Origin of the sequence: Sinorhizobium saheli, assembly GCF_001651875.1 — a bacterium.
GTDB classification, from domain to species: Bacteria; Pseudomonadota; Alphaproteobacteria; order Rhizobiales; family Rhizobiaceae; genus Sinorhizobium; species Sinorhizobium saheli.
This window is the reverse complement of the sequence record NZ_LNQB01000064.1, coordinates 64,596-85,903: the sequence shown is the minus strand read 5'-3', so window position 1 is coordinate 85,903 and position 21,308 is coordinate 64,596. Positions and strand designations below refer to the sequence as shown.

17 protein-coding genes are annotated in these 21,308 nt (G+C 64.7%); 6 read left to right on the top strand and 11 right to left on the bottom strand.

Going from position 1 to position 21,308, the window contains the following annotated elements; all coding sequences use genetic code 11:
* Nucleotides 1-2: 2 nt before the first annotated feature.
* Nucleotides 3-992 carry an SPFH domain-containing protein gene (locus ATB98_RS07680; protein ID WP_084435366.1) on the bottom strand — a complete coding sequence of 330 codons (990 nt, stop codon included), beginning with the start codon at nucleotides 990-992 and terminating at the stop codon, nucleotides 3-5.
* A 198-nt stretch (nucleotides 993-1,190) separates the two neighbouring features.
* On the opposite strand from ATB98_RS07680, the gene ATB98_RS07675 reads away from it, so the two are divergent.
* Nucleotides 1,191-3,080, top strand: coding sequence for a diguanylate cyclase (locus tag ATB98_RS07675; protein WP_066871416.1), 1,890 nt, complete (start codon nucleotides 1,191-1,193; stop codon nucleotides 3,078-3,080).
* Nucleotides 3,081-3,129: 49 nt separating this feature from the next.
* Here the strand turns inward: ATB98_RS07675 and hemH are convergent, their stop codons facing one another.
* The 4 genes from hemH to ATB98_RS07655 form a co-directional block, all read right to left on the bottom strand.
* Nucleotides 3,130-4,164 carry a ferrochelatase gene (hemH, locus tag ATB98_RS07670; protein ID WP_066871413.1) on the bottom strand — a complete coding sequence of 345 codons (1,035 nt, stop codon included), beginning with the start codon at nucleotides 4,162-4,164 and terminating at the stop codon, nucleotides 3,130-3,132.
* A gap of 208 nt (nucleotides 4,165-4,372) precedes the next feature.
* Complete coding sequence (locus ATB98_RS07665) at nucleotides 4,373-6,253, bottom strand: 5'-nucleotidase C-terminal domain-containing protein (RefSeq protein WP_066871410.1); 1,881 nt, start codon at nucleotides 6,251-6,253, stop codon at nucleotides 4,373-4,375.
* A 299-nt stretch (nucleotides 6,254-6,552) separates the two neighbouring features.
* On the bottom strand, nucleotides 6,553-6,918 hold the full coding sequence (omp10, locus tag ATB98_RS07660; RefSeq protein WP_066871407.1) for an outer membrane lipoprotein Omp10: 366 nt from the start codon (nucleotides 6,916-6,918) through the stop codon (nucleotides 6,553-6,555).
* 314 nt (nucleotides 6,919-7,232) lie between these two features.
* Entirely contained in the window at nucleotides 7,233-8,684 is a 1,452-nt protein-coding gene (locus ATB98_RS07655) for a homospermidine synthase (protein ID WP_066871404.1), read from the bottom strand.
* A 384-nt stretch (nucleotides 8,685-9,068) separates the two neighbouring features.
* Here ATB98_RS07655 and ATB98_RS07650 point away from each other — a divergent pair, with 384 nt between their 5' ends.
* Nucleotides 9,069-10,019, top strand: a complete 951-nt coding sequence (locus ATB98_RS07650; RefSeq protein WP_084435363.1) for a GGDEF domain-containing protein — start codon at nucleotides 9,069-9,071, stop codon at nucleotides 10,017-10,019.
* Here the strand turns inward: ATB98_RS07650 and ATB98_RS07645 are convergent.
* The 3 genes from ATB98_RS07645 to ATB98_RS07635 all read right to left on the bottom strand — a co-directional run bounded on the left by ATB98_RS07645 (nucleotide 9,984) and on the right by ATB98_RS07635 (nucleotide 13,749).
* Nucleotides 9,984-10,610, bottom strand: a complete 627-nt coding sequence (locus ATB98_RS07645) for an aminotransferase class IV family protein (RefSeq protein WP_066871401.1) — start codon at nucleotides 10,608-10,610, stop codon at nucleotides 9,984-9,986. The two genes, ATB98_RS07650 and ATB98_RS07645, sit on opposite strands and share 36 nt — an antisense overlap.
* Nucleotides 10,607-11,764 carry an aminodeoxychorismate synthase component I gene (locus ATB98_RS07640; protein WP_066871398.1) on the bottom strand — a complete coding sequence of 386 codons (1,158 nt, stop codon included), beginning with the start codon at nucleotides 11,762-11,764 and terminating at the stop codon, nucleotides 10,607-10,609. The genes ATB98_RS07645 and ATB98_RS07640 overlap by 4 nt, the downstream gene beginning before the upstream one ends.
* A gap of 113 nt (nucleotides 11,765-11,877) precedes the next feature.
* Nucleotides 11,878-13,749 carry a M3 family oligoendopeptidase gene (locus tag ATB98_RS07635; protein WP_066871395.1) on the bottom strand — a complete coding sequence of 624 codons (1,872 nt, stop codon included), beginning with the start codon at nucleotides 13,747-13,749 and terminating at the stop codon, nucleotides 11,878-11,880.
* A 222-nt stretch (nucleotides 13,750-13,971) separates the two neighbouring features.
* Here ATB98_RS07635 and ATB98_RS07630 point away from each other — a divergent pair, with 222 nt between their 5' ends.
* Together ATB98_RS07630 and ATB98_RS07625 are read left to right on the top strand one after the other, a co-directional pair.
* Complete coding sequence (locus tag ATB98_RS07630; protein ID WP_066871392.1) at nucleotides 13,972-15,516, top strand: sigma-54-dependent transcriptional regulator; 1,545 nt, start codon at nucleotides 13,972-13,974, stop codon at nucleotides 15,514-15,516.
* Between the two features lie 180 nt (nucleotides 15,517-15,696).
* Entirely contained in the window at nucleotides 15,697-17,520 is a 1,824-nt protein-coding gene (locus ATB98_RS07625; RefSeq protein ID WP_066871389.1) for a DUF882 domain-containing protein, read from the top strand.
* Nucleotides 17,521-17,637: 117 nt separating this feature from the next.
* Here the strand turns inward: ATB98_RS07625 and ATB98_RS07620 are convergent, their stop codons facing one another.
* The 3 genes from ATB98_RS07620 to ATB98_RS07610 all read right to left on the bottom strand — a co-directional run bounded on the left by ATB98_RS07620 (nucleotide 17,638) and on the right by ATB98_RS07610 (nucleotide 19,144).
* On the bottom strand, nucleotides 17,638-17,904 hold the full coding sequence (locus ATB98_RS07620) for a DUF2312 domain-containing protein (RefSeq protein ID WP_066871386.1): 267 nt from the start codon (nucleotides 17,902-17,904) through the stop codon (nucleotides 17,638-17,640).
* A 124-nt stretch (nucleotides 17,905-18,028) separates the two neighbouring features.
* Complete coding sequence (locus ATB98_RS07615) at nucleotides 18,029-18,334, bottom strand: DUF1244 domain-containing protein (protein ID WP_066871383.1); 306 nt, start codon at nucleotides 18,332-18,334, stop codon at nucleotides 18,029-18,031.
* 15 nt (nucleotides 18,335-18,349) lie between these two features.
* Entirely contained in the window at nucleotides 18,350-19,144 is a 795-nt protein-coding gene (locus ATB98_RS07610; protein WP_066871381.1) for an N-formylglutamate amidohydrolase, read from the bottom strand.
* Nucleotides 19,145-19,375: 231 nt separating this feature from the next.
* Between ATB98_RS07610 and ATB98_RS07605 the strand changes: the two genes are divergently transcribed.
* Both ATB98_RS07605 and pyk read left to right on the top strand, forming a co-directional pair.
* Nucleotides 19,376-19,813, top strand: a complete 438-nt coding sequence (locus tag ATB98_RS07605) for a DUF1036 domain-containing protein (protein ID WP_066871378.1) — start codon at nucleotides 19,376-19,378, stop codon at nucleotides 19,811-19,813.
* Nucleotides 19,813-21,252 (top strand): pyruvate kinase, encoded by a 1,440-nt coding sequence (gene pyk / locus ATB98_RS07600; RefSeq protein WP_066871376.1) that lies wholly within the window; start codon nucleotides 19,813-19,815, stop codon nucleotides 21,250-21,252. Before ATB98_RS07605 ends, pyk begins: the two co-directional genes overlap by 1 nt.
* The last annotated feature ends 56 nt before the right edge of the window (nucleotides 21,253-21,308 follow it).

Genomic DNA, 21,308 nt, shown 5'->3' with positions numbered 1-21,308 from the left:
CCTCAGGCGGTTTCCGAAGGACCGGAAGGCCCCGTGCGCGGCGTCGATTGGCGCGGGCGCGAGGCGGCCGGCGCCTGGCCGTCGCCGAAGACCTCTTTCGCGATGGCGCCGATGCCGCCGAGCGAGCCGATCAGCGAGGAGGCTTCCATCGGCATCAGCACGATCTTCTGGTTGTTCGCCGTGCCGATGGACGCGAGCGCCTCGGTGTATTTCTGCGCGACGAAATAATTGATCGCCTGGACGTCGCCGGCGGCAATCGCCTCGGACACCATGCGGGTCGCCTTGGCCTCCGCTTCGGCGAGCCGTTCGCGTGCTTCCGCCTCGCGATAGGCGGCCTCGCGCTGGCCCTCCGCCTGCAGGATCGCCGACTGCTTGGCACCTTCGGCGCGCAGGATCTGCGCGTTCCGGGCGCCTTCGGCCTCGAGCACCTGCGCGCGCTTCTCGCGTTCCGCCTTCATCTGCCGGGCCATCGCGTCGACGAGGTCCTTCGGCGGGGCGATGTCCTTGATCTCGACGCGGGTGATCTTGACGCCCCATGGGCTGGCGGCCTCGTCGACCACATGGAGCAGCCGGTCGTTGATCGTGTCGCGGTTCGACAGCAGTTCGTCGAGGTCCATCGACCCCATGACGGAACGGATATTCGTCATCGTCAGGTTGAGGAGGGCGTTTTCGAGATTGGCGACCTGATAAGCGGCCTGCGCGGCGTTCAGTACCTGGTAGAAGGCTACGGCGTCCGCCGCAACGCTGGCATTGTCCTTGGTGATGACCTCCTGGGTCGGCACGTCGAGGACCTGCTCCATCACGCTCATCTTCGCGCCGATGCGATCGATGAAGGGAATGATGATGTTCAGCCCCGGCTCCATCGTCCGCGTGTAGCGGCCGAACCGCTCGATCGTGTAGCGATAGCCCTGCGGCACCGTCTTGATCCCGGCAAAGAGCACAAGGATCACCAGAACGACGAATGCAATGACCGCGATATCCATGCCGCCCAAGCCCTGTCCTCCCCCGTTTTGCAACTCCTTTGGAGCGCGCCTCAATATCAGGTGGCGATTCGCCGGAATATTGCAAGCGGCGGCGGGACATCGCCGTAGCGCGACGAAAGCGTCCGACCGGCCCGGGTTTAAGAAAGCTCAAACCAGTTCTCGGATAAAATCGGCTTTCTGTACGTGTTAGAAGGCCGATGCAGCGTGATGAATGGCATCTGGGGGCAGTTTGTTGGCAACCTTGCATTTGTAGGTTTGGCGATATCGGTTTGGGCGCATATCTCGATCTGGTTCCAGCGGCTGTTCGCCGGGCATAAAAAGATTCTCCTAGGCCTCATGGCCGGCGGTGCGGCGATCGGCTCGATGGCGCTGGCCGTGGCGCTCAGTCCCGGCGTCTATGTCGACCTGCGCTTTGCGCCGCTCGCGCTCGCCGGCATGTTCGGCGGGCCGGTGGCGGCAGGCGTAGCCGCGTCGCTCGCCGCCATATTCCGCATGACGATCGGCGGTGTTGCCGCAGTCGACGGCCTCCTGGCGATCGTCGTCATGGCGGGCGTCGGACTCACGGCCCATTCCTTCGTGAAGAAGAATTCTCCGTCACTCCTGCACATCGTACTTCTCGCAGCCGCGGTCGGCTGCGTCGTGATCGTGTTGGGCGCGGCACTGCCCACGCTGTCGAAAGTCCAGGCGCGGGCTGCGGCCGGGCTGCCCACGGCGGCGATGAACTGCGCCGCGACCATGGTCTGTGGCCTGATCATATTGAAAACGCGCCATCTGGAGCTCGATCGCCGGATACTGGAGACGGCATTCTCGCAGTCGCCCGACTATCTCTACGTCAAGGACAGGGACAGCCGCTTCATCACCGTCAACGAGAACATGAGCCGTCTCTACCGCTTCAGGTCGACGGCAGACATGCTGGGCCTGTCGGATTTCGATCTCAATCCGAGACGGCTCGCCGAGGAACTGTATCACAGCGAGCAGGAGGTGATGCGGACGGGCGTCCCCTTGATCGATTCGCTCGAGCATATCGAGGGCAGGGACCTGCTCGCCTCCAAGGTTCCCTTGAGGGACAAGGAAGGCCGGGTGATCGGGCTTGCGGGGGTCACCCGGGATATTACGGAACGCAGCGCGCTGGAACGGGAACTCAGGGACAGCAAGACCCTGCTGTCGCATGCGATGGCGGGAATGTCCGACGGCTTCGCCATGTTCGACAAGGAAGGCTATCTGCTCTTCTGCAACGAGCAGTACCGCAACGCCTTTCCCTTGTCCGGAGACGCCCGGGTGGTCGGCGCGCATATCAGCGACATCCTGCGTCGTGTCGCCGAAACGCGCGAGCGCCTGGATATCGACCACGAAGCGGTGGAAGATTGGATCGCGGCCGCCGGCGCGACGCTGCATATCAACAAGGACGAGGAGATTCAGCTTCACAGCGGAGATTGGCGCAGCATCAGGACGCGGCTGGCGGCCGGCGGAACCGCGATGGTCGTCGTGTCGGACATCACGGCGATGAAGAAGGCCGAGATCGCCCTGCGGACATCGGCGGAACGGCTGCGGAACCTGGCGGAAACGGATGGCCTGACCGGCATCGTCAATCGCCGCGCCTTTGACGAAGCCTTCCTGCGCGAGGCTCAGAAGTGCGCGAGGAACGATGCGCCGCTCAGCCTCCTGATGATCGATATCGACCGGTTCAAGGCCTATAACGACACCTACGGGCATCCGGCCGGCGATCAATGCCTGCGCCTGGTGAGCAAATGCCTGCTCCAGTCGGCGAAGCGGCCGGTGGACATCGTCGCCCGCTATGGCGGCGAGGAGTTCGTCGTTCTGCTCCCGGAAACGAGCGAAAAGGGAGCCGTCGTCGTCGCCGAGCAATTCGCGCGCCTGCTCGAGAAGGAACAGATCGCTCATTCACAAAGCGAATTCGAACGGGTGACCGCGAGCATCGGCATATCCTGCGCGGTCGGGCAGGCGCTGCAGGCGGAACCCAGTCGCCTGCTGTCGATGGCCGATGCCGCGCTCTACGATGCCAAGATGCAGGGCCGCAATCGCATTCTCGTGCACGCGCTCGACGCGGAGGCAGCCGCCGTCAAGCAGGCTGTATAGGGTTTGGGGCTCCCGGCGCCGACGGGAGGTCGCGGCCGCACGGCTTGCGTCAGAGCCACCCCTCGAGTTCGCGGCGCACGACGTGGTTGAGAACCGCCATCCCCTCGGGGCTGTCGTTCAGGCAGGGGATGTGCGCGAATTTCTCGCCGCCATTGTGGAGGAAGCTTTCGGCTGCCTGGCCGGCGATCTCCTCGAGCGTCTCCAGACAGTCGGAGACGAAGCCCGGATTGATGACGGCGATGCGCTTGACGCCGTCTTTGGCGAGCCTCTCGACGGTCGCGTCGGTATAGGGCTGCAGCCATTCCTCCGGGCCGAAGCGCGACTGGAAGGTGACCTGCAGCCTTTCCTTGGGCCAGCCGAGCCTTTCGCGCAGCAGCCGAGCGGTCTTCTGGCACTGGCAGTAATAGGGGTCGCCTTTCTCGAAATAGCTCTTCGGGATGCCGTGGAAGGAGGCGAGGACGAGTTCCGGTTCCCAGTCCAGTGTCGCAAGATGCTTGTTGATCGACAGCGCCAGCGCGTCGATATAGACCGGGTCGTCGTGATAGGGCGGCACCGTTCTCAGCGCCGGCTGCCAGCGCATCTTCAGGAGCGACTCGAATGCCTTGTCGTTGACAGTCGCCGTGGTCGCTGCCGCGTATTGCGGATAGAGCGGGAAAACGAGAATGCGCTCGCATCCGGCTTTCTGCAACGCCTCCAGCCGCGAACCGATCGACGGCTGGCCGTAGCGCATGGCCCAGTCGACGACGACCTGCGGCCGGCTGCCGAAGGCGCCGGCCATCAGCGCCGCCTGGTTGCGCGTGTAGGTCCTGAGCCAGCTCTCGCCGAGTTCCCTGTTCCAGATCAGCTCGTAGGCCTTGCCGACCTTGCGCGGGCGGGTGTTGAGGACGATGCCGTAGAGGATCGGATACCAGAAGAGGCGCGACCATTCGATGACCCGCCGGTCGCTCAGGAATTCCTTCAGGTAGCGCCGCATCGACGTGAAATCCGTGCCGTCCGGCGTGCCGAGATTCACCAGCAATACGCCGACCTTTCCCGACTTCACGGGCGGGTGAGCGGCGGTCGGTTCCGCAACTATGTCTGTCATCGTCTTCCTCACAGAGCATTTTGCCGTCAGGCGGTTTCACCTGACGTCGCACGAATGCGGTAAAAACAAACAGATAGCGGTGGCGCGCATGCATGTGAGCGCCGCTCCAGATGCTATATGTCCGGCGCGCCTCTGTTTTCAAACTCTTCTAAAAAGAAAAGCCGGCACGGGAAAGCCCGCGCCGGCCTTTGCCACAAGGCAAATTGTCTTACTTGGCCGGAATTTCCAGTTCCCGGCCGACATGCAGCGCCCGCGGCTCCGGATCGCCGTTGGCCGCGGCGATCTTCTTCCACTCGGCGCCGTCACCGTAGAAGGACTCGGCGAGATCCCAGAGCGTATCGCCGCGCGCGACGACGTGCTTCTGCGGGCCGGCGGCGGCCGCTCCGGCCTCGGGCGACGGCTGGGCAGCGGGTGCAGGGCTGGCGGCGGCTTCGGCCGGCTTGGCCTCCGCAGCCGGTTCGGATGCGGCTGTGCCGGCGGCAGCGGCGACCTCGGAGATGCGGCCGTCCGTATAGGGCTTGAAAGGTTGATGAGCGGCGAGATAGTCGGCCAGCACGGTTTCCAGGCCGGGGCCGTAGTCATAGGCGTTCTCGCCCTTTGACTTGAAGACGGCGTAGCCGTCGCCGCCGCCGCGCATGAAATTGTTGCTGACGAGCGAATAGGTCTTTTCCGGATCGAGCGGCTTGAAGGCATCACCCTCCTTCACTTCCACCGACACAAGCCGGCTGCCGGCGGGCTTCGAGCGATCGAAGGAGAATTTGAGACCGGCCACCTGCGGGAAGCGCCCGCCGCCTTCCTCGACCTGGCTCACGCCGTTCTCCAGGGCCGCGCGAATGTCGGCGCCCTTCAGCTGGAAGGTCGCGACGGTGTTCTGGAACGGCAGCACGGTGATCACTTCGCCCATCGTCACGTCGCCGGCGTCGATCGAGGCCCTGAGGCCGCCGCCATTGGTGATGGCGATCGTCACGCCCTGGCCCTTGACGCGGTCGAGCATGGCGTCGGCGACGAGGCTGCCCATCTCGCATTCCTTCGCCCGGCAATTCTCACGGGACCCGTCGATCGGCGCTTCCGTCTTGGCGACGACCTTCGCGCGCAGCTCCTCGATCGGCTTGGCGAGTTCCTTGATGCGGGCGACGACGGCCTCGTCCGGCTTCACCGAGGCATCGACGAGGATCGGGTCGCCCTTGGCGGCTTTCACCACACCCTTGTCGTCGAAGGTCACGACGATGTCGCCGAGATATTTGCTGTAGGAGCCGGCCTGGACCACCGGCACCTTGTAGCCGCCGGGGTTGTCGACCATCGTCGGGTAGGGGCCTTCCGCCTTCTCGTCGGTGTTCGACAGCAGGCTGTGCGAGTGGCCGCCGACCACGACATCGACGTCCGGGATCTTGGCGATCGCGGCGAGGTCGCGCGGATAGCCGACGTGGGTGAGCGCGATGATCTTGTCGACGCCCTGCTTCTTGAGCTCCTCGACGGCGCTGGTGATCGTCGCCACGTCCTCGCCGATCAGGATGTCCGGGCCCGGAGAGGAAAGCTCCGGCGTGTCGTTGGCGACCGCACCGACGATGCCGATCTTCTGGCCGCCGACATCGAGGACGATGGACGGCTTGATGCGGTCGCCGATCTTCGACTTGTGGCTCGGCAGCACGTTGGCGGTGACGACCGGGAAGGTGACCTTGTCGAGGAAGCTCGCAAGCCCGTCCTCGGCCTCGTCGAACTCGTGGTTGCCGACCGTCATCGCGTCGAACTTCATGAGATTCAGGAACTCCGCCTCGGCGGCGCCCTTGTAGGTCGTGAAGAACAGCGAGCCCTGGAAGTTGTCGCCTGCATTGAGCAGAAGCACGTTCTTGCCGGTCAATTCCTGGCGCTTCTGGTCGATCAGGGTCTTCAGACGCGCGACGCCGCCGAAGCACTCGTTCTTGCCTTCCTCCTCGGCCGAGCAGGTCGAATCGAACTTGTTGATCGACTCGATGCGCGAGTGCAGGTCGTTGATGTGCAGGATGTTCAGTTCATAATCGGCGAAGGCGGCGCCCGACGAGAGAGCGAGGAAGGAAGCGGCGACGAGGCCGGTCCGCATATGTCTGACCATGATGTGCTCCTGTTTGCCTGTTGCTGCGGCCGATGGCTGACCCCTTGACCAGAGCGGAACGGAAGCGGCTGCGACCCATCCCATCCGATGACCCAAGGCATTCCCTCCTCAGCCGAGGCGGTTTTCCCGAGGCGGATGTTTTCACCAGTCGGAGCCGACTTCAAGCCGTAAACGCATGTCTTCTTTGCCGGATTCCAACTAAGGTTAAGCCGGCTCAGAAATGAAAAACCCCCGAAAGCGGATGTCCAATTGTCGGGGGTCGGTTCGGAGCCGGGGGCTTTTGCGAAAGCGGGTCGGGCTCAGGTGCGGCGCGCGAGGGAGAACTGCGCGCCGGAATCGGTGGTGCAGTTCAACTGGTTGGGCGTCACCAGCGCGCAATTGACCCTCGATTGGGTGTTGCGGACGAGCGAGGTCATGTTGATCTCGACGAGCGTCGGGCTGGTGCTGGTGTAGCTGCCCGAGGCGAGCAACTGGTTGGTGTCGGTGGTCCGCGTCGAGAACGTGCCGCCGGCAAAGGTGGAAACGATGCCGTTCGGATCGACCCACGAGCCCTCGACGCCTGCCGCCATCGCCTGCGGCGCCGGCCGGATCTCCCTCGGCGAGGACTGGCATGATGCAAGCGCTGCGCCGGTGGCAAGGAGGGCAAGGGTGGCGAATGGCTTCATTGGCGTTTCTCCCGCGTCACGAGTTGGAGCGGGATGCGAACGCAAAACCGCTTCACACTTTTCCTCGTCCCGCTCTACTGCATAATCCCTTAAATCGGAACCGGTTTAAGAATTGTGCAGCGATCCGAAGTGCTGCACCGGCCTCTGTGCGACCGAAAAGACACGGCTGTCACGGGGCGGTCGCTGCATTCGGGCCCGTCTCATGGGCGAGACCATGCCGCGATCCTGGGTTGAGCGCAAGTGCGACAACACAGTGCCGACCGCCGCCTCGAATGAAAAGGCCCGCAGCGGCGACGCTCCGGGCCTCAATCAAGCTAGCGGACGAGGATGTTCCTGAACTGCCAGGGATCCTTCGTGTCCAGGTCTTCCGGGAAGAGACCGGGGCGACCGTCGAGCGGCGTCCAATCGGTATAGTGGCCCTCGACCGGACCGAGATAGGGAAGCTGGACCTCGAGGCAGCGCCTGTAGTCCATCTCGTCCGCCTCGACGATGCCCGCCTTGGGATTTTCCAGCGCCCAGACCATGCCGGCGAGCACCGCGCTCGTCACCTGCAGGCCGGTGGCGTTCTGATAGGGCGCGATGCGGCGCGTTTCTTCGACCGACAGGCGCGAGCCGTACCAGTAGGCGTTCCTGGCATGGCCGTAGAGCAGTACGCCGAGCTCGTCGATGCCATCCTCCAGCTCGGTCTCGTCGAGGACGTGGTGCACCGGTTGCGGATTGCCGCCGTTGCCGAACATCTCGTGCAGCGACAATACGGCGTCGTTGGCCGGATGATAGGCGTAGTGGCAGGTCGGGCGATAAGTGACCTCGCCATTCTTGTCGCGAACGGTGAAGAAGTCGGCGATGGAGATCGACTCGTTGTGGGTGACGAGGAAGCCGTATTGCGGGCCCGGCGTCGGGCACCAGCTGCGCACGCGGGTGTTGGCGCCCGGCTGCTCGAGGTAGATCGCCGCCTGGCAGCCCTTCTTGTGCTTCTTGGCGTTCTTCGGCATCCACTCCTCATGGGTGCCCCAGCCGAGCTCGGCCGGCTGCAGGCCTTCGGAGATGAAGCCTTCGACCGACCAGGTGTTCCAGAAGACGTTGAGCGGCTTCGGATGCTTGGTGCGCTGGGTGTCGCGTTCGGCGATGTGGATGCCCTTGACGCCGGCCTTCTTCATCAGCTTCGCCCAGCCTTCACGGTCGTCCTGGTGCGGCTCGTCGTATTTCAGGCCGAGATCGTCGGCGAGGTTCAGGAGCGCCTTCTTGACGAACCAGGAGACCATGCCCGGATTGGCGCCGCAGGTCGAGACCGCGGTGGTGCCGCCCGGGTTCTTCTCCTTCTCCCGGCGGACCGTCTCGCGCAGTGCATAATTCGTGCGCTCGGCGCTGTCCATTTCCTTGTCGAAGTAGAAGCCGAGCCAGGGCTCGACGACCGTGTCGATGTAAAGCACGTCGAGCTTGCGGCAGAGCTTCATGATGTCGAGCGAGGAGGTGTCGACCGAAAGGTTGACGCAGAAGCCCTGGCCGCCGCCTTCGGTCAGCAGCGGCTTCAGCAGTTCCTTGTAATTGTCCTTGGTCACATATTCGCGGACGTGGCGCACGCCGTGGCGCGCGAAGATTTCCGCATCCTTGGTGTCTTCGCGCGGCTCCACCACGATCAAACGGCTCTTGTCATACTTGAAGTGGCGTTCGATCAGCGGCAGGGTGCCGTGGCCGATCGACCCGAATCCGATCAGGACGATCGGGCCGGTAATCTCGCCATAGACCGGATAGGTGGTATCTGCCATTTTTGCGTGTCTCCTGACAAAGTCTACGTGGTGCCTGAATGCGCGCAGAGCACGCCCTGCTACGGCGACCTTTGCGCGTCCGACAGGACGCGCGGCGCTGTAGATCATAATTTCGTGTCACAATAAAGGGCCGGCAGGCCAATCGCGGCTTCGGATTCCGCTGGATCCGCCCGTCCCATCGCCCAGGATCAGGCCGGGCAGGCCCGACCGTGACGGGTGTCGACGCGCCGTCATAGGCTCGGTCGCCCGATTGTGCCTGCGGCTTAACCTTTCCCTTCCGTTTCGCATGCTATCCGGCTTGCCACAAGCGTCTCGTGCCATAGGTTTAACGGAGTCGTCCCGTTTCGCGCTTTGATTGACCTTTCAAGCTGGAGCTGACCGATCGTGCCAGGTGATCATCTCAAGACGCTGATGGGCTTGCAGGCCACAACGCCCGTGCTGATCGCCCTTTACGACCAGCACGACCGGCTGCGCTACGCCAATGCCGCCTTCCGCTCCGCCTACCATATCGCCGCGGACGAGACCCCGACCTGGGCCGAGATCATGCGCCGCAATCACCTCGCGCAAAGGGGCACGGTGCTCAAGACCGACGACGTCGAAGCCTGGATATCCGCGACCGCCAGCCGGCGCGGCAAGATTCCGTTTCGAACCGTGGAGACGGACCTCCATGACGGCCGCTGGCTGTGGATGACGGAAACGGTGGACCAGAAGGGCTGGATGCTCTGCATTGCAGTCGATATCACCAACGTCAGGGCCGAGGAGCGCAAGCTCAGGCAGGACCGCGACTTCGCGCTGCGGGCCTCGCAGGTGGATGAGCTGACCAGCGCGCCGAACCGCCGCTACACGATGGAAAGGCTTGCCGAGTTCGTCCAGAACTGCGCCGAGAACCCGCATATGTGGGGTTGCGTGGCGATCATCGACATCGACTATTTCAAGGCGATCAACGATCGGTACGGCCACCATCGCGGCGACGAGGTGCTGCTCGATTTCGCCCGCCAGATGCAATCCTTCGTCCGTCGTTCCGACTGCTTCGGACGGATCGGCGGCGAGGAATTCATGCTGATCCTGCCCGACACGACCGTCAGCGAAGCGAACCTCATCCTCGATCGCCTGCTCGACAAGGTGCGCTCCTCGCGACCGCTCGCGAACATTCCCGAGTTTTGCTACACCTGCTCGGTCGGGCTTGCGGAATATCGCGAGGGCGATGCCGTCCGCGACATCTATTCCCGGGCGGACGAAGCGCTCTACCTTGCCAAGCGCGAAGGGCGGGACCGCGTCAAGCGCTATACCCTGCCCGGCTCAGATCCCGATCTCAGCCCGGATCAGGCCCCTTAGCGAGTTGCCCACGTAAAGGCGGCCGCCTTGAAGATCGGCCGGCGACAGCCGCTCAACCCGCGCCCGCCGCTGGCAGACGAGTTCGGTGCGCAGCACGCCCGCGAGCAGGCCGCAGGCGAGCGGCGGGGTCTTCAGCGTTCCGGTGCCATCCTCGAGGAAGATCGAGGTTATCGTGCCCTCGCACACCTCCCCCTTCTCGTTGAGCAGAAGCACCTCGTCGGCCTCCACCGGGGAAAACTCGCCGCGCGCCGCCTCGTAGACGCTGCGCCGCGTGGTCTTCATCCGAAGCAGCCGGTCGCCGGAATCGACGCGCGCCGATGCGATCCGCACCCGCCACACCGTGTCGGCCGGCAGCGGCACAAAGGGCGCCGTCGTTATGTCCATGGCGCCTTGGCGACCGAGGGTGAGCCGGACGCGTAAGGGGGCGCCGGCACCGCCGACCGCCTCGTGCAGCCGGGCCTCCGCCGCGTCGGCGCCGGCAAAGCCGAGCCGTCGGGCCGAGCGCGTCAGGCGCGCCAGATGCAGCCGCAGCCGGACGAAGCCGTGTTCCGGTTCGTAGCGCAGCGTTTCGATCAGGGAAAACTCGCTCATCGCGGGATCTCGGCGTCGCCGATGGCGAAGCGGGCCTTGAGCAGGCACTCGTCGTATTCGGCCTCGGCCCTCGAATCAAAGACGATGCCGCCGCCGACGTTGAAGACCGCCCGGCCATCGGCAAAGAGCGAGATGGTGCGGATGGCGACGTTGAAGCGCATCACGCCGTTCGGCGCGATGAAGCCGATCGCGCCGCAATAGGCGTCGCGCGGCCCGGACTCCAGCTCATGCAGGATCTCCATCGCCCTGATCTTCGGCGCACCGGTGACCGAGCCGCAGGGAAAGAGGGCGGCAAAGATGTCGCCGATGCGGATGTCCGGCAGAAGCTTCGCCCGGACATGGCTCACCATCTGGTGAACGGTCGGATAGGTCTCGATGTCGAAGAGCTTCGGCACATGCAACGTGCCGACCTCGGTCACACGCGAGATATCGTTGCGCAGGAGGTCGACGATCATCCGGTTCTCGGCCTGGGTCTTCTCGTCGGCGCGCATCGCCGCGACAATCGCCTCGTCCTCCTCGGCGCTCGCGCCGCGCCGCGCCGTTCCCTTCATCGGATGCGTCTCGATCCAGCCGTCGGCGTCCACCCTGAAGAAGAGTTCCGGCGAGCGCGACAGCAGGACCGGGCCGTCGAGGGCGACAAGCGCGCCGTATTTCACCGGCTGGCGCTCGATCAGCGACCAGAAGGCGGCAAGCGGATCGCCGGACCAGCGGGCACGGATCGGCATCGTCAGGTTGGCCTGGTAGCAATCGCCCTGGCGCAGGTGCTGGTGCAGCCTTTCGAAGCGCTGCCGGTAGGCGGGAAAGTCCCACTCGGCGCGCGGCGCCAAAAGGAAAGGCTCGTTTTCGAGGCGCCGTTGAGGGACGGCCAGCGGGTGGCCTTCCGCCGGCGCGTCGAAAATGCCGAAGGACATCAGCGGCGTTTCGCGGTTCTCTTCGGCAAAGGCTTCAAGCTTTTTCTCGAAGAGGTGGCCGGCTTCGTAGGCCATGAAGCCCGCGATCCACTTGCCGGCGCGGTGGGCGGCCTCGAGTTCGGCAAGGCCGCGACGGAACTCGGCGCGGGTCCGCGCCGTCACGACACGCGAGGGTTCGGCGAAGACCGTCGTGCGGTTCTCGCTGTCGTCCCGGAAGAGGACAAAGGGCGCGTGTTCGATCATCGAAGCCGGTCGCTGTCGTTCTTTCATCAGCCGCGGAGGGGCTCCGCCGGCAAATCATCAAGCTCAAAGGTCGAGACGCGGGATGCGGGCGGAAAACCGCGCGCGCGTCTCCTTTATCCCGCTCTATCAAGCGCCTCCAGCTCGTCGATCAGCCCTTCAATCATCGACAGGCCCTGTGCCCAGAACGACGGGTCGGCGGCATTGAGCCCGAAAGGCGCCAGCAGCTCGGAGTGATGCTTGGTTCCCCCCGCCTTCAGCATGTCGAAATACTTCTCCTGGAAGCCACTCTCGGCCGTCTGGTAGACGGCGTATAGCGAGTTCACCAGGCAGTCGCCGAAGGCATAGGCATAGACGTAGAAGGGCGAATGGATGAAGTGGGGGATGTAGGCCCAGAAGGTCTCGTAGCCGTCGGAAATCCGGATCGCCGGGCCGAGGCTTTCGCTCTGGACCGACAGCCACAGCTTGCCCAGGTCTTCCGCGGTCAGTTCGCCTTCCTTGCGGGCCGTGTGCACCTTGCGCTCGAATTCATAGAAGGCGATCTGGCGCACGACCGTGTTGATCATGTCCTCGACCTTCTGCGCGAGCATGGCCTTGCGCTCGCGCTTGTCCCTGGTCTGGTCGAGGAGGGCGCGGAAGGTCAGCATCTCGCCGAAGACGGAGGCGGTTTCCGCGAGCGTCAGCGGGGTCGAGGCCATCAGCGCCCCTTGTGCGCCGGCCAGCACCTGGTGGACGCCGTGGCCGAGCTCGTGGGCAAGCGTCATCACGTCGCGCGGTTTGCCGAGATAGTTGACGAGGACATAGGGGTGGGCGGAGGGGACCGTCGGATGGGCGAAGGCGCCGGGCGCCTTGCCGGGACGGACCGGGGCGTCGATCCAGTTGTCATCGAAGAAGCGCCGCGCGATCGAGGCCATCTCCGGCGAAAAGGCGTGATAGGCGGAAAGCACCGTGTCCTTCGCCCTGTCCCAGGGGATGGTGACGTTCGGCGTTTCAGGCAGCGGGGCGTTGCGGTCCCAGAAGTCCATCTGCTCCATGCCTAGCCATTTGGCCTTCATCGCATAGTAGCGGTGCGAGAGGCGCGGATAGGCGGCCTTCACCGCGGCGGCGAGCGCATCCACCACGTCGCGCTCGACGCGGTTGGCGAGATGGCGGCTGTCGGCGATATCCTCGAAGCCGCGCCACCGGTCGGAGATTTCCTTGTCCTTGGCAAGCGTGTTGGTGACGAGCGTGAAGGTGCGGATATTCGCCTTGAAGGTCTCCGCGAGCGCCTGAGCGGCCTTCTTGCGCAGCTCCGCGGAAGGCTCCTGGAGGAGGTTCAGCGTCATCTCGAGCGGCAGCGCCTTGCCGTCGACCGAGAAGGTGAGCGAGGCGATCGTCTCGTCGAAAAGCCGGTTGAAGGCGCTCGCGCCCGTCATCGATTTTTCGAGGAAGAGCTGCTCCAGCTTGTCTTCGAGCTGGTAGGGCTTGTCCTTTCGCAGGTCGAGGATCCAGGGCTTGTAGTGCGCGGCGAGGCTGTCGGCCGCAAGCGCCGCGTCGATCACCGCGTCCTCGATGCGGTTGAGCTCGAGGGAGAAGAACAAAAGATGCGCCGAGATGTCGGTGAGCTTCGACTGGACGTCGCCATAGAGCTTGCCGTTCGCCGGATTTGACGTGTCGGAGAAATAGGTGAGCCCGGCAAAGGCGGCGATGCGGCCCATCAGGTCCTCGAGCGCCTCGAATTCCTTCACTGCCGCGCCGATGCCTTCGTTGTCGGTCCTGCCGGCGGCTTCGGCGAGCTTGCCCTTCCATTTGCCCTCGAAGGCGATCGCGTCGGCTTCGGCCTTCGCCATGTCCGAGCGGAACTCCTCCGAAGCGGGCGAAAGATAGAGATCCTGAAGCCGCCAGGAGGGCAGGTCGCCGAGCTCTGCGGTCGCGCCTCCGGCCTCACCGGCCTGCGCGCGGACGGAGGATCGGCCGAAGCCGGCGAGGAGGAGCGAGGCGAAATTCATCGGCGTTTCTCTCGTTTCTGACTGCTGCAGCGAGCCTTGTGCGTCTGAAACGCACGGGCGCCGCAGGCAAGCGATATGGGGCCCATTGCTATCGCCCGCAATGGATAAAATGCAAGCGTTTCTCAAAACATGATGTTCAGCCCTTTGTGGCACGAATGACTGGCATGATTTGGCACATGAGGTTGGCCAAAGTATCCGCCATGTCCTGAGCAGGAGGCTTTCGTGACATCCCATATTCTTGTCATCGACGACGATCCGGTCCAGCGCCGGTTGCTGACGAGCATGATCGAACGGCTCGGTCATGTCGCGCATCTCGCCGACAACGGGCGCAGCGGTCTCGAACTCATGGAGCGCAAGGGCGGCATCATGGACGTCATCCTGCTCGATCTGCTGATGCCGGAAATGAACGGTCACGGTTTTCTCGAGGCGCTCGCCGAGCGCGGCATCGACACGCCGGTCATCGTCCAGACGGGCCAGGGCCGCATCGAAACGGTCGTCCAGGCGATGCAGGCGGGTGCCTTCGACTTCCTCGTCAAGCCGGTCTCGCCCGAGCGCCTGTCGATCGCGATCGGCAATGCGCTGAAGATGGCGAGCCGCGACGGCAAGGTGAAAACCGCGCGGCGGCCGCGCGGGGGATCGGTCGGCTTCGACGATATCGTTTCCGCAAGCCCGGCGATGATCCGCGTCATCGATCTCGCCCGCCGCGCCGCCCAGTCGAACATTCCGGTCGTGCTCGAAGGTGAGTCGGGCGTCGGCAAGGAAATGGTGGCGCGCGCGATCCAGTCGGCGAGCGACCGGGCGAACAGGCCCTTCGTCACCGTCAACTGCGGCGCCATTCCCCATAACCTGGTCGAGAGCATCCTCTTCGGCCACGAGAAGGGCGCCTTCACGGGGGCGACGGAAAGGCACAGCGGCAAGTTCGTCGATGCGGACGGCGGCACCCTCTTCCTCGACGAAATCGGCGATCTTCCCCTCGACGTCCAGGTCAAGCTCCTGCGCGCGGTGCAGCAGGGCGAGATCGAGACGATCGGCGCGCGCCAACCGCACAAGGTGAACGTGCGGCTGATCTCGGCGACGAACAAGGATCTGATCAACGAGGTGCGCGAGGGCCGCTTCCGCGAGGACCTCTACTATCGTCTCAACGTCTTCCCGATCACCATTCCGGCGCTGCGCCGGCGCAAGGAGGACATTCCGGTCCTGGTGCGCGCCTTCGTCGAGCGCTTCGCCGCCGAGCAGAGACTCAATCGGCCGCTGACGGTCACGAGCGGGGCGATGGCGCTGCTGACGGCCTATGACTGGCCGGGCAATATCCGCCAGCTCGAAAACGCCATCTTCCGCGCGGTCGTGCTTGCCGAGGGCAACGAGCTCACGGTCAAGGATTTCCCGCAGGTGGCGACCCAGATACCCGGCTACGTCGTCGCCGACCGCAGCGGCTTCTCCTGGGGCGAAGCGGGACCGGAACGCCGCCCGGCAGTGGCCGACAATTCAATGGCTGCGCGGGTCGAGACGGGCTCGCAGGACAAATCCGCTCCGCGCGAACCGGCGCCGGAAGGCAGGTCGGACAACGCCATCGCCAGCCTCAGCGAGGGCGGCGACGTGCGCAAGCTCGCCGAGGTCGAGGAGGAACTGATTCGCTTCGCGCTGAAGTTCTATCGCGGGCAGATGAGCCAGGTGGCGCGCAAGCTCGGAATCGGCCGCTCGACTCTTTACCGGAAACTCAAGGATTACGGCATCGATCCCGATGATCCGCTGCGCGAGGCGGCATAAATTCGACGCATTCACAACTCATTTGCCGTGCAAATCGGTCACCGCCGTTTAGACCTTGTTAGCAAACTGTTCACTATATTATAAGGGGCGGTGACCACTGTGGCATATTTGCCATGCTGTCACCTTATTTGACAGTCATCTGAGACAACAAAGCACGGTTGTCCGTCGGACGGGGATTGAATGCCAAATTTGTTCGGTTTGGAGGAACCAGCCGGTTCCCTAGCGCGCAGACTCTGCTCGGCGGTGGCCCGCAAGGCGCCGCAGGTGCTTGCCTCCATCGCCTTGGCCTGTTCCCTCGTGACCCCGGGCATGGCGCCTCCGGTCGAGGCCGCCGGCCAGACCCGCACCCTGAAGCTCTATTTCATCCACACCAAGGAAAAGGCGCAGATCACCTTCAAGCGCAACGGCCGCTACGACCAGAAGGGGCTGCAGCAGATCAACCGATTCCTCCGCGACTGGCGGCGAAACGAGCCGACCAGGATGGACCCGCGCCTGCTCGACCTCGTCTGGGAAGTCTACCAGAGGAGCGGCTCGCGCGATTACATCCACGTCGTCTCGGCCTATCGCTCGCCCGCGACCAACAGCATGTTGCGGTCCCGCTCGAAGGGCGTCGCCAAGAAGAGCCAGCACATGCTCGGCAAGGCGATGGACTTCTACCTGCCGGACGTGAAGCTCAAGACGCTGCGCGAGATCGGCATGAAATTCCAGGTCGGCGGCGTCGGCTATTATCCGACGTCGGGTTCGCCCTTCGTCCACATGGACGTCGGCGGGGTGCGCGCCTGGCCGCGCATGACCCGCAACGAGCTCGCGCGGCTCTTCCCCGACGGCAAGACCATGCACATCCCCTCCGACGGCCGGCCGCTGCCCGGCTATGAGCAGGCGGTTGCCGATTACAAGCGCCGCGTAGGCGCATCGGCGATCGAGGTTGCCGGCGGCGGTGCCAAGGGACCGGGCGACGTGGGCGGCGGCAAGCGCCGCAACCTGTTCGCCGCGCTCTTCGGCGGCGGCGACGAGGATGAAGAACCGACGGCAATCGCCGCCGGTCCGGGCGAGGGCGGCGACGAGGAAGCGCCGGCCAAGGTCCAGACCGCGTCGGCTTCGGCGAAGCAGGAAGCGCTTCCGGGCGTCGCCGGTTCCACTGCCGCAGCCGCACAGGAGCAGCAGGACATCAACGCGCCGGTGCCGGCGGTGCGTCCCGCCTTCAAGGAAACGCCGTCCGACGGCGGCGTAGCCGTCGCGCTCGTCGCAGAGCAGAAGAACAGCGCCCAGGAGGCGCTGGCGGCGGCGATGCCTTCGGAATATGCGGATCTGAGCGGGCTCAAGGTGCCGGTGCCGCAAATGCTCGACCGGCATGAAATGAATGCGATCGTCGCCAACGAGACGCTCGTTGCCGCCGCCGACGGCCAGACTCCGGAACTCGGTTTCGTGCCAGTGCCGGGCATGCGCCCGGCCGGCGAAGAGGCGCTTGCGGCCGTCGCCGGAGCCGAGGTCGCCGTTCCGGCCGTTGCGGAGCGTCCGGTGCTCGCCTCGGCCGAAGGCCTGGGCGACGAGGCCGCTGCCGCCAGGACGCGTGTCGCCCTCGCTGCGCCCACCGCGGATGAGCGGCCTCCCGCCCCGTCCGTCCAGATGGCCGCCTATGTGCCGCAAACGCGCACGAGTTCGCGCCAGGCGATCTTTGACAGCGCCTTCGACATGCGCGTCGATGCACCCGCGAAGGGCTCCCGCCCGAAGAAGCAGGACGCGGATGCGGTGGCCCGGTCTTCCGTTCGCACCGAGCCGAAGCTCACGCAGAAGATCATTTCCGAATGGGCGCTGACGACCGGCCGCGTCGCGACCCTGTCGAAGCCGGTCAAGGCGCCGCGCTTCGTCAGCAAATCGCTCCGGGTTGCGCCGACCACCGTCTATGCGGCCGGCTTCAGCAGCGATGCCGGTGCCGTCGACACGGCGCGCTTCAGCGGCAGCGCGGTGAACTTCATGGAAGTGAAGAAGTTCAGCACCAACTGATCTGGACTTGTCATCGAAACGAAAAAGCCCGCCGGACCGGCGGGCTTTTTGTTGCGGCATTCCACAGCGCTCGGCGACCTCTTGCGCCTCGGGCAAGAGGCGCGGCGTAGCATCGGATCAGGCGGCGTCCTCGGCGGCGGGAATCATGCCCAGCGCCTGGAGATAGGTGTCGAGGATCGCTTCCTGCTCCATGCGCTCGTCGTGGTCCTGCTTGCGGATCGAGATGACCTTGCGCAGGATCTTCGTATCGAAGCCCATCGACTTGGCCTCGCCATAGACATCCTTGATGTCGTCGGCGATGGTCTTCTTTTCCTCTTCCAGCCGTTCGATCCGTTCGATGAAAGCGCGAAGCTGGTCGCGGGCAATGCCGTGAGCATCCGACATGGTCTTCTCCTTATGGGGAATGAATTTCCGGGTGCTGTGACCTGCCGCGAACGGCGTCCGAGGTCAAGGGCGATTGCGCAACAACGCCCGCATTTCCGGCCTGCGGCATGTCTCCTCGTCCCGGTTATTCCTTCGGCCGGTTGCGCTCGAATGCCGCCTTCTGCTCGGCGGAAGCATCCTTCTGGTATAGCGCGCGCCATTCGTCATAGGGCATGCCGTAGACGATCTCGCGGGAAACTTCCTTGCTCATCGCGATCCCGGAAGCCTCCGCCGCCTCGCGGTACCAGTTCGACAGGCAATTGCGGCAGAAACCGGCGAGGTTCATCAGGTCGATGTTCTGGACGTCGCTGCGTTCGCGCAGATGCTGGACCAGCCGGCGGAACGCCGCCGCCTCGAAGGCGGTCCGCTGTTCGTCGCTGAGCTCGGTCATCGGATGTCCTCCCTGTCAGCCTTCGTAAGCGCCGGTCCGCGAAGGGTGCCGCTCATAGGCATGAAGCGCGGGCAGGGCGTTCAGCTCGGCAAAGATGGGCGCGAGGCGCTCCGCCCAGGCGGCCACGCCCGCGGCGTCGGCAATCAGGTCCTGGCGTATCTCGATCAGCGCGTGGGCGATGCCCGGCGTCATGCAGTGCCGGTACATGGTATCGCCTCTGAGCGCGCCGTCATAGGGCTCGTTGTTGCCGACGACGATATCGCCGGACGCCTCGAGCCGCTCGATCAGCGGAAAGACGGCGCGCGGATCGTTGTCCCAGAGTACGGCCGCATGCCAGGGTCGCGCGGCGCCCTTCCAGGACGGCGTGAAGGAGTGCAGCGAGATGACGAGCGGCGCCCTGCCGCCCGCGGCGGCGGCCCGGGCGATGGTTTCAGATACCGCCTGGTGATAGGGGCGGTGAAAGCGGTTCAGCCGGTTCTGCCATTCCTCGTCGGTGATCGGATGATTGCCGGGAATGATCGCGCCATCCGAGATCTTCATGATCAGCGTCGGGTCGTCTTCGCCGCGATTGGGGTCGATCAGCAGGCGCGAGAAGCAGCCGAGCACGGCCGGGGCGTCGAGCGCCGCCGACAATTGCCGGGTGAGCGGCTCGATGCCGATGTCGTAGGCGATGTGTCGCTCGAAGGCGCTGTCCGGGAGGCCGAGCCGGCCGTATTCCGGCGGCAGCCGGTTCATGGCATGGTCGGCAAGCAGCACGAGGCCGTTGGCCGGATTGCCCTCGATGATCTCGTAGGGGGAGTAGTGCCGCATTCCGCTCCTGCTTCGCGTTTGGAGGTCTTCCCCTGATTGCATGCGAAACCGCCATTCGCAAGAAAAAGGCTGCGCACGCACGCCTGTTGTCACAGGAATGGCGAATATAATCGATTAGAGTTGCGTTGACTTTCGAGGCTGGCCGTCGCAAGAAAGTGCCACACAAATCAAAACGGAGTTCCGCAGGAAGCCGTGGTTAGACATCCTTTTTCCAGAGCGAAGCCGGGGTCGATGACATTGGGGGCCATCGCCCTGTTTTCGCTGGCGATTTCCGGTTCTCTTCTCTTTGCCGGCGAGGCGCGCGCCGACTTCCGGGTCTGCAACGGAACCCAAACTCTGGTCGGCGTCGCGATCGGCTATCGGGCCAAGGAAGGCTGGGTGACGGAGGGCTGGTGGCAGGTGCCGGCAACGACCTGCGCCACGCTGATCGAGGGGGAGCTCCAGTCCCGATATTATTATCTCTATGCGGAAGATGCGGCCAAGGGCGGCCGCTGGACCGGTGACGTCAACATGTGCGTCGCCGAAAACGAGTTCAAGATCGTCGGCGTGCAGGACTGCTTCGCCCGCGGCTTCCAGCGCATGGGATTCAAGGAATATGACACGGGGCGGCAGGGGAGCTGGATGGTTCAGCTTTCCGACACGCCCGGCACGCAGGAAAGCCAGAATTGATGAGACGGAACAGGAAAGTCAAAATCCTCGCCACGCTCGGCCCGGCATCGTCCGACGAGCAGATGATCCAGAAGCTGCACGAGGCGGGGGCCGATCTGTTCCGTATCAACATGAGCCATGCCAGCCATGAGCTCATGCGCACCCTGATCGAGCGGATTCGCTCGGTCGAGGCACGCTGCGGCCGGCCGATCGGCATCCTTGCCGACCTGCAGGGGCCGAAGCTGCGCGTCGGCAAGTTCGCCGACGGCAAGGTCGAGCTCAAGATCGGCCAGACCTTCACCCTCGACAACAGGGAGGTGCCCGGCGACAACACCCGCGTCTATCTTCCGCATCCGGAAATCCTCGAGGCGGTGAAGCCCGGCGATCGGCTGCTGATCGACGACGGCAAGCTGCATTTGAGGGCGGAAAAGACGGACGGCAGGAGCATCGTCACCACCGTCGTCTCCGGCACGAAGATATCGGACCGCAAGGGCGTCAGCCTGCCCGACACGCTGCTCGGCGTCGGGGCGCTGACCGAGAAGGATCGCGCCGATCTCGATGCGGTGCTGGCGACGGGGCAGGTGGACTGGGTAGCCCTGTCCTTCATCCAGCGCCCGGACGACCTCGCGGAGGTCCGCAAGATCGCCCGAGGCCGCGTCGGCCTGATGTCGAAGATCGAAAAGCCGCAGGCGATCGAGCGCATCGACGAGATCATCGAGCTTTCGGATGCGCTGATGGTGGCGCGCGGCGACCTCGGCGTGGAAATGCCGCTCGAATCCGTTCCGGGCCTGCAGAAGCAGCTGACGCGCGCCTGCCGGCGCGCCGGCAAGCCGGTCGTCGTCGCGACCCAGATGCTCGAATCGATGATCTCCTCGCCGGTTCCGACCCGCGCCGAGGTGTCGGACGTGGCGACCGCCGTCTTCGAGGGCGCCGATGCCGTGATGCTTTCCGCCGAATCGGCCGCCGGCGAGTACCCGGTCGAAGCGGTTGCCACCATGGCGTCGATCGCCAGCAGCGTCGAGCGCGACCCGCATTATCCGGGCATCATCTACGCCCAGCGCACGCCGCCGGAGGCGACCGGCGCCGATGCCATTTCGCTTGCCGCCCACCAGATCGCCGAGACGCTGCAGCTTGCGGCGATCGTCACCTACACCTCGTCGGGCGCCACCGGGCTCAGGGCGGCGCGCGAACGACCGCAGGTGCCGGTCATCGCGCTGTCGCCGATCGTCGAGACGGCGCGCCGCCTCTCGGTCGTCTGGGGCCTGCACTGCGTCGTCACCGAGGATGCGAAGGACCTCGACGACATGGTCAACCGCGCCTGCCGCATCGTCGCCTCGGAGGGCTTCGGCAAGCCCGGCGATCGCATCATCATCACCGCCGGCGTGCCGCTCGGAACCCCCGGCGCCACCAACATGCTGCGCATCGCCTATATCGGCTCTGACGGGCGCAGCGGCGTCTGAGTGCCGCACGGCGCGCGAACGTGGCTCCTCTCCTCGGGTTAAACCCGAGGACTAAC